Below are 8918 nucleotides of genomic sequence, written 5' to 3' on the forward strand. Positions count from 1 at the left end.
TCTCCGGACGCGCGCAATTGCGCTGGTAGCGTTAGGCGCCATGAATCCCCTCCGCGCGCACACCACCCCAATCCCCACCCCGCTGTGGGTGCGACTCGGCGGATCCGCCTTGGCCGGCGCCGCCGTGGCGGTGGGGACCAGCCGCATCCACTTCGGCCTCGCGCTAGGGCTCAGCCTGCTCTTCCTCCTCGCGGCCTGCGCGCTCGTACTCCTGCACCCCTACCGCGCGGACCTGCGCGATTATGCCCAGCGCCACAACGTCACCATGCTGCCCAACGCCGCACAGCTCATCCCGCTTATGGCGCTGTGGTTGATGGTTATGCTCTCCCCGCTCCTCGCGCTGCCTGCCTGGGGCAGCGCGCTGGTGTGGGTGCTCGTTTCAGGCGCGGCCTTCCTGCTCTTTCCCCACGTCGACGGCTCCCGCAAGCTCGCCTACGCACCCCCTGCCTAGACCCAACCGACTAAACCCAACCCGCCTATGCCGGACTAACTGTGTGAACGACGACTGCCTCTACCGGCCCCCGTTCCTGGTTAGTGCCGGGACGTCTGAGCCGGCGCCTTACCGGCCCGCCTAGGCCAGGCTGTTTAAGCCAGGTCGCGCGAGGTGGCCCAGCGCGTGAGCTGATGGCGGTTGGACTGCTGGGTCTTGCGCAAAATATTGGAGGCGTGCGTTTCCACCGTCTTCACCGAAATAAACAGCTGCTTGCCAATCTCGCGGTACGTATAGCCGCGCGCGAGCAGCCGCAAGACCTCTAGCTCGCGCCGCGTGAGCGCATCCACTGCTGGGTCTTGTCCCTCCTCCGGCTCCGGCGCGGGCGAGCCGGAGGCAAAAGCGTCAAGGACAAAGCCTGCTAGGCGCGGCGAGAAATACGCATCCCCGCTATTGACCTGTACCACCGCCTCGGCTAGGTCCGGGCCGGAAATATTTTTCGTCACGTAGCCACGCGCCCCCGCCCGAATCAGCGCAATCACGTCCTCCGCCGCATCCGACACGCTCAGCGCCAAAAACACCGGCCGCGACGGCTGATTAGCCGTCGCGTTAATAACGGCGAGACCGCCACCGTCGGGCATGTGGACATCGAGAAGCACCACGTCCGGCGAGGTACGCGCAATGCCCTCCAGCGCCTCCGCAACAGTGCCAGCATCGCCCACAATCTCAATCTCCGGGGCCGCCGCCAACTCGGCGCGCACGCCCGCGCGAAAGACGGAGTGATCATCAACCAAAAAGACCTTCACCATGCTCATAACGCTACCGCCAGCTCCACCTCGGTGCCCTCCCCCGGGGTCGAGGAAATCCGCACGCTCCCACCAGATCCCTCTACGCGCGCGCGAATACTGTCACGAATCCCGTGCCTATCAGCGGGAATGCGATCCACATCGAAACCCACCCCGCGGTCACGCACGAAGATACTCAGCTCGCCCGCCAACAACTCCGCGTAGACATCCACCACGTCCACGCCTGCGTGCTTGCCGGCATTCACCATGGCCTCACGCGCTGCCTGGATAAGCAGCTTCGCGGACTCCGTCAGCTCCGTGTCCTCACCCACCGTCACAGCGGATACCCGCATGTCAAAGAGGTCCTCCACCTCCCCGCACGCAGCTTCGAGAGCACCAAAGCAGGTGGTGGGGGCGGCGGAGGGGGCGTCGAAAAGCCAGGCGCGCAGCTCCCTTTCCTGGGCGCGCGCCAAACGCGTCACCTCACGCGAATCCCCCGCCCGCTTCTGAATCAGCGCCAGCGTCTGCAACACCGAATCGTGCAAGCGGGCGGCAATCTCGGCGCGCTCCTCCGAAACCGCCTTCGCCGCCTGCTCCTGCGACAGCGAACGCCAGAGCTTGAGCACCAGCGGCACCACCAGCGCACCAAAGCCCACCAGCGTCAGCGCCGTGGCCAGGATCGCCGAACCCGATCCGCTTTCCCACGTCACCGCCGCCACCACGACGCCACCGATGACCAAGACGACACCCGCCGCCACGGCAACCAGGCCCACCGGCGTGTTCAGTCCGCGGTCATACGCCAACCACGCCAGCACCGCGCCGATGGCCACCACCGCCAACGGCACCGCCACGCTTAGCGACGCCCCCGACACCCCCAGCACACCCACCGCGCTACCCGCCAGCGCCAGGAACACCAGAACGAGGGAGAGGGGGCTGCGGCGGGCGGAGGGGGCGTCGTCAAGCGCGGGCGTGAAGATCCACAGCCCCGCATAGGCCATCGCCCCCACCCCGCCCAGCAGGGTCAACGCGGTCAAGGCGATGCGCACCGAGAGCACCGAGACCCCAAGATTCTGTGCCAGCCCCGCCGCCACGCCGGCGACCACACGGCCAGACTGGGGGCGCGACATCACGGGATAAGGCGCCGCGTTCTCGGCGGGGACATAGGGCGAAGTCATACTAGCCATAGTCCCACGCACCGCCCCTCGGGCACATCAGGGACAACCCTGAGGTCGAAAAATCAGGGCGATTACCGATACCGCCGCAAGGCCCCGCACGGCACCATAAAAGCATGACGAAGAACAGCACACTCAACCAGATGTGGACGACCCGCCCCGTCCGCCTTCCCAAGAAACAGGGCGGTGACGCTCACCTCGCTGGTGTCTGCGAAGGCATCGCGGTGCGCTACCAGCTTGACCCCACGATTGTGCGCGTAGCCTTCGTGGTCGCAGCGCTCGCTTTCGGCGGCGGCATCGCCGCCTACCTCGCCGCGTGGGCGCTCATGCCGCGCTTCGGCTCGCCCTACTGCCCGCTCGATGCGGCCTTGGGCAAGGATGGTGTCAAGGAGGAGCAAGAGCTCGGCTGGATTCTGATTGTGGGCGTCCTTCTTACGTTTAGCTCCGGCCCGCTTTTCTTGAGCGGACAGTTCCTCGCCGGCCTTCCGCCCGCTGCGCTCACCTTCGGCCTGTTGGCGCTGGCGTGGTACGCCCTTCACCAACGCGAACCACTACCGCCCAGCGGGCTGTTGGCCGCCGAACAGCCGGTGCGCGAGGAACCTGTCAACCTCAACCCCTATACCCCGGCAGACGGCCACCCCTTCCCGCCAGGGCGTAGAACCCCGCCGTCCTGGGATCCGCTCGGTGTGGTGCCCGATGCCTGGGACCTGCCGGAGCCGGGCCCGCGGGAGGAACCGACAAAGAAGCGCGGTTCGCAGTGGATCGAGGGTGCAATTGCCCTCGGCGCCGTGGGCGCTGCCCTGACGATCGCCTTCCTTGGGGTCTCCTTCGTTACCGAGGCCGATGACGAATCCGGTTTCAGCTTCCGCTTTAACGTCGGTGAGCAAGACATCGCGCCTACCCATGAAGATGAACTCGAGGAATACTACGACCTGGGCATCGGCGAATCGACGGTAGACTTCAGCCAGCTTCACGGCCTGAAAGACGAGCACGACGTCACCGTCGACGCCGGAATCGGCGCCGTCGAGGTCATCCTCCCGAAGGACGTCCCTGTCTCGCTGACCTGCGATGACGGCCTGGGCGAGAGCAACTGCACCGAACGCCAGGACCCTGACGCGCTGTTGAACATTCACATCGACGCAGGCATCGGCGAAGTCACGGTCACCAGCTAAACTGGCCCACCATGATTCACTTCGGCAACGACTACCACCGCACCGCCCACCCCCGCGTCCTGGAAGCCATCGCGGAGGCGGGTGGGGCTTATGCCGGCTATGGCGCCGACGAGCTCTGTGCCACGGCTGCTGAACACATCCGCACTGCCTGCCAGGCGCCGAACGCCGAGGTGCATTTTATGGTCGGTGGCACGCAGGCCAATGCCACCATCATCGCCCACCGCCTGCGCCCCTGGGAGGGCGTTATCGCGGCGGATAGCGGGCACATCGCCACCCATGAAACGGGTGCTATCGAGCACACCGGGCACAAGGTCATCACGCTGCCGAACCAGCTGGGAAAGATCACCGCCGCGCAGGTGCGCGCGTGCATGGAGGAGTACCGTTCCTCCGGGGTGGAGGAACACATGCCGGAGCCCGCACTGGTCTACATCACGCAGCCCACTGAGTTCGGCACCGCCTACTCCCGCGCGGAGCTCGTGGCCCTGCGCGCGGTCTGCGACGAGTACGAATTGGGCCTGTTTGTCGACGGCGCCCGCCTCGGCTACGGCCTGTCCGCTGCGGACATCACCCTGCCGGACCTGGCTGCGCTTGTCGACGTCTTCACCATCGGCGGCACCAAATGCGGCGCCCTCTTCGGCGAAGCCATCGTCTTCCCCGCGGGTGCTCCGCGCTTTCGCAATGCGATGAAGCAAAACGGTGGCCTGCTGGCCAAAGGTTGGCTGCTCGGCGCGCAATTCGCCGCCCTCTTCAGCACCCCACTTACTCCCTCCACCGGCGCGTTGACTGGATCAAACGCAACCAGCGCGGCAGAAATCACCCTCTACGAGCAGATCTGCGCCCGCGCCAACGCCCAGGCCCAGCGCATCGCCGAGGCATTCCGCGCCGCCGGTATCGACATGCTCTTTGACTCCCCCACCAATCAGCAGTTCGCTCTGCTAACCCGCGAGCAGGAAGAGAAGCTCTCGCGGGACTTCGTGTGCCAGTTCTTCGAGGAGCACAAAGGCCTGCGGGTGGTGCGATTCTGTACGGCGTGGTCGACGGAGGAGGGGGACGTCGATAAGCTCTGCGCTGCGATTTCTGCGCTCAAGTAGCGAGGTTCCCCAACCTGGTTTAGGCTGTGGGCTATGCAACTGGGGGGTTACATTCAAGCACTAGCGCGCGGGCTCGACGTGGTCGAGCAATGCGCCGGTGTTACGCGCGCGCAGCTGGTTCAGATGGGTGCGCGGCCGGATTTCGCGGAGAAGCTCCTGGGGCTACACGCGGTGTATTTCGGGGACACGATGTTCCGCTCCCGGCAGCGCAAGGCACGCCGTACGGGCCACGACGTGTTCACGCTCCTTGAGATTGAGCGCTATTGTTCCAGGCTCAAAGCCCGCAAAGCGTGGGAGCTGCGCCAACTGCTGGCCGCTACCCCGCGGGAGAAAATCCCCATGGTGGCGAAGGCAAAGCTCAAAGAGTGGCGCCCGCCCAAGGACCCCGCCCCGGGCGTGCGGGTGACGCGGCGCGCGGGCCGCAACCACACGCTGAGTATTACGGATTCCTCGCTCAATATTTCCAAGCTGCTGGCCGTGCTGAAGACCACCGACAAGGACTTGCTCACCGCGGCGCATACCGTGTTCCGCGGCGGCGGTGGTTCCGGGCAGAAGCTGCAGTCCAACGTCATCGTGCGCTTAGATGAGCTCGACCGCATCGTCGACGGTGATGGCGAGGAGATCGAACTGCAGCTGACGAATGGGGCGACGATGACCGGTGCGGAATTCGTGCGCGAAAAGCTTGCCGACGTCGGCCTCATCACCCTCGTCCATCCCCATCACGGCCCCGTGAACCTGTACATGGCGAGCCGCTTTGCCAACTTAAAGCAGCGCCTCGCGTTGTCGGCGGAGCACCCGACGTGCGCGTGGCCGGGATGCAACGCGCCTGCTGAGGACTCGCAGATTCATCACCTCACCCGCTTCCAAGATGGCGGACCGACGAACATGGCCAATTTGGTGCCGCTGTGCGCGTACCACAACGCGGTCAACGACGATGACCCGCAAAAGCCCACCGGCCGCGGGCATCTCGACCGCATCGATGGCCGCGTGCACTACCTGCCGCCGTGGGCGGGCCCGCCGATTCCCATCGAAAGCCCGGCCCACCCGCCGCGTGCTACTAAACGTACAGCTAATCATGCTCCAGAGAGTAGGGCTGCTCGAACATCCACGGATCCGCCGACATACGGCTCGCCCGGACCGCCTTACGGCTACGGCCCTGGGGCCTCCGTCGAACCTCCGGACCCGCCACCGGGTTCATCCCACCTGTAGAGCTTCGTCCTAATCACACAGCCGCTTTAACCAGCCGCTCGCTGAGAAAACTTGCTCGGCGTGCGGCTACTCGCGCGCGCGTTAAAGAGGTATGTGCCCTTGTGCCGTGCGTACTAACGCCGTCGATACTGGCAACGGGCACGCTAGCGGCATGCGTGTTAACCGTATGGTGCCGGCTGACGCCTGCGGCTGCGGCGGGCGCGCAGGAGCTTCAGCTCCATTCCGCGGAACTGAGTGCCAGGGGCGGAAAACGGGAGCGCGGCCGCGCCCAGTTAGTTAGGGCACGGCCGCGCTACGCAGCGTCTGGGAGTTTGCTTTGCTTCGCGTTTACTCCCACTCGATGGTTCCCGGCGGCTTCGACGTCACGTCGAGCACCACGCGGTTGACTTCCTTGACCTCGTTGGTGATGCGGGTGGAGATCTTCTCCAGCACGTCGTACGGCAGGCGGGTCCAGTCCGCGGTCATGGCGTCCTCGGAGGAGACTGGGCGCAGGACGATTGGGTGGCCGTAGGTGCGGCCATCGCCTTGGACGCCGACGGAGTGGACGTCGGCAAGCAGCACCACCGGGCATTGCCAAATCTCGCCATCCAGGCCAGCGTTGGTCAGCTCCGTACGCGCGATGAGGTCCGCCTGACGCAAGGTCTCAAGACGCTCTTCGGTGACCTCACCGATGATGCGGATACCCAGGCCCGGGCCCGGGAAGGGCTGGCGCGCCACAATCTCCTCCGGCAGGCCCAGTTCACGGCCTACCGCACGGACCTCGTCCTTGAAGAGCAGGCGCAGCGGCTCGACGAGCTCGAACTCGACGTCGTCAGGCAGGCCGCCCACGTTGTGGTGGGACTTAATGTTCGCGGTACCGTCACCGCCGCCGGACTCCACCACGTCCGGGTACAGCGTGCCCTGCACCAAGAACGCGGCATCCTGGCCGTCCAGGGCCTGGTCGACGGCGCGCTCGAAGGAACGGATGAACTCCGCACCGATGGCCTTACGCTTAGCCTCCGGCTCGGTCACGCCGGCCAGCTTGGAAAGGAAGGCCTCGCGCTCATCCACGGTGATGAGCTTGGCGCCAGTCGACGCCACGAAGTCCTTCTCCACCTGCTCACGCTCACCCGCGCGCAGCAGGCCGTGGTCGACGAAAACACAGGTCAAACGGTCACCGATGGCACGCTGCACGAGGGCTGCGGCCACGGCGGAATCCACGCCACCGGACAGGCCACAAATCGCGCGGCCTTCCTCGCCGATCTGCTCGCGCACATCGTTAATGAGCTGCTCCGCAATGTTCTCTGCGGTCCAGTTCTGCTCCAAACCTGCTACCTCAGTCAGGAAACGCGTGAGCACCTCCTGGCCGTGCGGCGAATGGAGAACTTCCGGGTGATACTGCACGCCGGCCATCTGCTTGGACAGGCACTCGAAGGCTGCCACGGGAGCGCCCTCGGAAGAGGCGGTGACTTCAAAGCCCTCCGGAGCTTCAGAGACCGAATCGCCGTGGGACATCCACACCTTGTGCGTGGCCTCGAGGCCCTTGTGCAGCACGCCGCCGGACACGGTCATGTCCGTGCGGCCGTACTCGCGGGCACCAGTGGAGGCCACGGTGCCGCCCAGAGCTTGGGTCATGGACTGGAAACCGTAGCAGATGCCAAAGACCGGGACGCCGAGCTCGAGCAGCTCCGGCTTCAGTGCGGGGGCGCCGTCCGCATATACGGAGGACGGGCCACCGGAGAGGATCAGCGCGGCCGGGTTCTTGGCCTTGATGTCCTCCACCGAGGCAGAGTTGGGGACAACCTCGGAGTAGATGTTGGCCTCACGCACGCGCCGGGCGATGAGCTGCGCGTACTGGGCGCCAAAGTCCACCACGAGGACAGGACGCGGGGTTGTATTTGGGTTAGTCACGGTCATCAGTTTAACGCAAGAACTCGAACCCTAGACCGCAGGGAGAGGTCCAAAATCTTTAGCGGTGGCAGCTGCCTTGCCCAACGCCGCCCAAAACGCCCGCAAGGCAGGGTGTCCCTCGCGCCCGGCGCGCACCGCGGTGTAGAGCGTGCGGGTGGGATTACCAGGCAAGAAATCTACGCGCACTCGCCGGCCGACCTTTTCATAGAGCGCCACGCCGACGCCCTTCTCGCACTGTGCTAGCTGCTGGGAAACGGAGACCCCCTCGACCTGCGAGGGGTCTTCTTCTTGCTGTGCGCGGGTGCGTGGTTTTCCGCAAGGTGGCACTACGCCCACGCTGTCAGAAAAAACACCGGCTCGCAAGCCACGCAACAGCAAAATAAGTGATGCTCGGCGTAGCGCTCCAACGGGCAGCTGCGCCGAGCAGGAGCTAGCGAACGGCCAGGCCCACCTTCTGGAAGGACTTCAGGTCCGTGTAGCCGCACTTGGCCATGGCGCGCTTAAGCCCACCGACCAAGTTGAGCTCACCCAGCGGCTCGTTGGACGGGCCGTGGAGCACGACCTCGAGGGAGGTCGCTGAAGCGTCCTCGGCGGTGCCAGAAGCGTCAACACCGGAAGTGCCGGTGCCCAGGAGGGAATCGGCCACGCCAATCGGCTCAATGAGGCCGCGCGGGAAACGCGGGTGGCCGGCCGTGGACGGCCAGTACCAGCCCTTGCCACCAGCCTCCGCCGCGCGGGCCAAGACTGGTCCCAGGACGACGCCATCGGCGCCACAGGCAATGGCCTTGGCGATGTCTGCGGAGGTGAAGATGTCGCCGTCGGCAAGCACGTGCACGTAGCGGCCCTCAGTCTCATCCAGGTAATCGCGGCGTGCGGCCGCAACATCCGCGATGGTCGTCGCCATGGGGATATCAATGCCCACGGTCTCCGGGTTGGTGTTCACGCCGGAGCCAACGATGATGCCAGCCGCGCCCGCGCGCATGAGGTGCAGCGCCGTGGTGTAATCCGCCACGCCGCCGGCCACCACCGGGGTATCCAGCGAGCCGATGAACTCCTTCAAGTTGAGCGGCTCCCCGCCCGTCTGCACGTGCTCGGCGGGAAACAGGGGGCCGGGGGTAAACAGCAGCTCCGCCCCCGCCTTGCTAACCACGGGCGCCAGCTCCCGGGCG

8 protein-coding genes and 1 pseudogene are annotated in these 8918 nt (G+C 65.7%); 4 read left to right on the forward strand and 5 right to left on the reverse strand.

The genetic code is table 11. The annotated features are described in order from the left end of the window. Nucleotides 1–40 precede the first annotated feature (40 nt). Nucleotides 41–451 (forward strand): hypothetical protein, encoded by a 411-nt coding sequence (locus RDN59_RS03505; protein ID WP_308606629.1) that lies wholly within the window; start codon nt 41–43, stop codon nt 449–451. A 134-nt stretch (nt 452–585) separates the two neighbouring features. Here the strand turns inward: RDN59_RS03505 and RDN59_RS03510 are convergent, their stop codons facing one another. Together RDN59_RS03510 and RDN59_RS03515 are read right to left on the reverse strand one after the other, a co-directional pair. Continuing rightward, complete coding sequence (locus tag RDN59_RS03510; RefSeq protein WP_308606630.1) at nt 586–1239, reverse strand: response regulator transcription factor; 654 nt, start codon at nt 1237–1239, stop codon at nt 586–588. A gap of 2 nt (nt 1240–1241) precedes the next feature. Next, a complete protein-coding gene (locus RDN59_RS03515; RefSeq protein WP_308606638.1) occupies nt 1242–2390 on the reverse strand; it encodes a PspC domain-containing protein in 1149 nt (382 codons plus the stop codon). 113 nt (nt 2391–2503) lie between these two features. Between RDN59_RS03515 and RDN59_RS03520 the strand changes: the two genes are divergently transcribed. From RDN59_RS03520 to RDN59_RS03530, 3 genes are read left to right on the forward strand one after another with little or no spacing between them, the layout of a single operon-like run. Continuing rightward, nucleotides 2504–3559 (forward strand): PspC domain-containing protein, encoded by a 1056-nt coding sequence (locus RDN59_RS03520; RefSeq protein ID WP_308606631.1) that lies wholly within the window; start codon nt 2504–2506, stop codon nt 3557–3559. 11 nt (nt 3560–3570) lie between these two features. Next, nucleotides 3571–4650, forward strand: a complete 1080-nt coding sequence (locus RDN59_RS03525) for an aminotransferase class I/II-fold pyridoxal phosphate-dependent enzyme (protein ID WP_308606632.1) — start codon at nt 3571–3573, stop codon at nt 4648–4650. A 33-nt stretch (nt 4651–4683) separates the two neighbouring features. Continuing rightward, the gene (locus RDN59_RS03530) at nt 4684–5859 is read left to right on the forward strand and encodes an HNH endonuclease signature motif containing protein (protein ID WP_308606633.1); all 1176 of its coding nucleotides are present in this window, start codon (nt 4684–4686) and stop codon (nt 5857–5859) included. Between the two features lie 327 nt (nt 5860–6186). On the opposite strand, the gene guaA is transcribed toward RDN59_RS03530, so the two are convergent. From guaA to RDN59_RS03545, 3 genes and pseudogenes are all read right to left on the reverse strand, one after another. Continuing rightward, nucleotides 6187–7755, reverse strand: coding sequence for a glutamine-hydrolyzing GMP synthase (gene guaA, locus RDN59_RS03535; RefSeq protein ID WP_308606634.1), 1569 nt, complete (start codon nt 7753–7755; stop codon nt 6187–6189). 24 nt (nt 7756–7779) lie between these two features. Then, nucleotides 7780–7935, reverse strand: a pseudogene (locus tag RDN59_RS03540) (LysR family transcriptional regulator); the annotation flags it as partial. A gap of 244 nt (nt 7936–8179) precedes the next feature. Then, the coding region (locus RDN59_RS03545; RefSeq protein WP_308606635.1) for an IMP dehydrogenase at nt 8180–8918 on the reverse strand (739 nt) is incomplete at its 5' end.

It is taken from the genome of uncultured Corynebacterium sp. (assembly GCF_902489365.1).
GTDB lineage: Bacteria > Actinomycetota > Actinomycetes > Mycobacteriales > Mycobacteriaceae > Corynebacterium.